Origin of the sequence: Pandoraea sp. NPDC090278 (assembly GCF_044772185.1) — a bacterium.
Classification (GTDB): Bacteria; Pseudomonadota; Gammaproteobacteria; order Burkholderiales; family Burkholderiaceae; genus Pandoraea.
In genome coordinates, this window is sequence record NZ_JBIVYJ010000043.1 from 1 (window position 1) to 1,366 (window position 1,366).

Annotated in this window: 1 protein-coding gene; it reads left to right on the top strand. The window is 54.5% G+C overall.

All coding sequences use genetic code 11. The annotated features are described in order from the left end of the window. Positions 1 to 77: 77 nt before the first annotated feature. Complete coding sequence (locus ACIQWO_RS27480) at positions 78 to 1,103, top strand: IS110 family transposase (protein ID WP_402830870.1); 1,026 nt, start codon at positions 78 to 80, stop codon at positions 1,101 to 1,103. Positions 1,104 to 1,366: the final 263 nt, after the last annotated feature.

A 1,366-nucleotide genomic window follows, 5' to 3' on the forward strand; every position in this document is an offset into this window, starting at 1 on the left:
ACAACTAATGAGATGGTCCTCCCCGCCACGCCGAATGCGCTACGCTGGCGGTGTTAATCCCTAACTGGAGACCTTTCATGCAAGATGTGACGCTGGTTGGAATCGATTTGGGCAAGCATACTTTTCACCTGCACGGCCAAGATGGGAAAGGAAAAGTGATCTTCCGCAAAAAGCTGGGGCGCAAGCAACTGATCGAGTTTTTCAACACGTTTCATTCGTGCACAGTGGTAATGGAGGCCTGTGCGGGCTCCCATCACATGGCGCGCAAGTTGACTACGTTCGGCCATCAGGTCAAGCTCATTTCCCCACAGTTCGTGCGGCCCTTCGTGAAAAGTAACAAGAACGATTTCGTGGATGCCGAGGCGATATGTGAAGCCGCATCTCGACCGGCCATGCGATTTGTGACGCCGAAGACTGAATCCCAGCAGACCCTTTCAGCATTGCATCGCGTGCGTGAATCGTACGTCCGTGATCGGACCAAGACGATCAATCAGATGCATGGCTTCTTGCTCGAATTCGGGGTCAGTCTGCCGGTAGGCAAGGCTACCATCACACGTCTGCCGGCCATTCTCTCCGAGCACGCGCTCCCGCCGCGTTTGGTGGCAATCATTGAACGCCTGCGCGACCATTTCCAATGTCTCGGTGAGCAAATTGGCGAAATTGACAAAGAGATGGCACGTCAACTTGCCGAGGACGATCTTGGCCAGCGTCTGCTGACTATCCCGGGAGTCGGCCCCATCACTGCAAGTGTGTTATCCGCTGAAATGGGGGACGGAAAGCAATACGGATGCAGTCGCGATTTCGCTGCGTCGATCGGACTCGTGCCCCGGCAATATAGTACCGGTGGGAAAACCAACCTACTCGGCATCAGCAGGCGCGGGGACAAGAACATCCGGCGATTGCTGGTTTCGTGTGCTCGCGCCTACATGCGACACGTTGATAAACAAAGCGGTCGCCTGGCTGAATGGGTTCGGGCGATGCTGACGCGGCGACATTCAAACGTTGTCGCATGTGCTCTAGCCAACAAGCTTGCCCGAACGGCATGGGCGATCACCGCGCGACACACTGTTTTTGACCCCGAATTGGCGCGCTCTATGACGTGAACTCAAGCGCTTATCCTGGCTTTATCGGATCACCCAACAGGTTTTGCGACGACTGAAAATTGATGACGTAAACGGCACAACGGCCTGACGAAAAACCTGGCAAATAAAGAGGCTTTCCAAAGCCGCACAACTTTGAAGGATCGTCAGGCGCGAATCTCATCGTGGCGCGGGGAGCAGTCCCTACAACGACGCCGAATAGATTTACGCAAGCCAACAACGACATCGAGAATCAGGGTTGCAAAAATGGGGAGGACCATAGATTT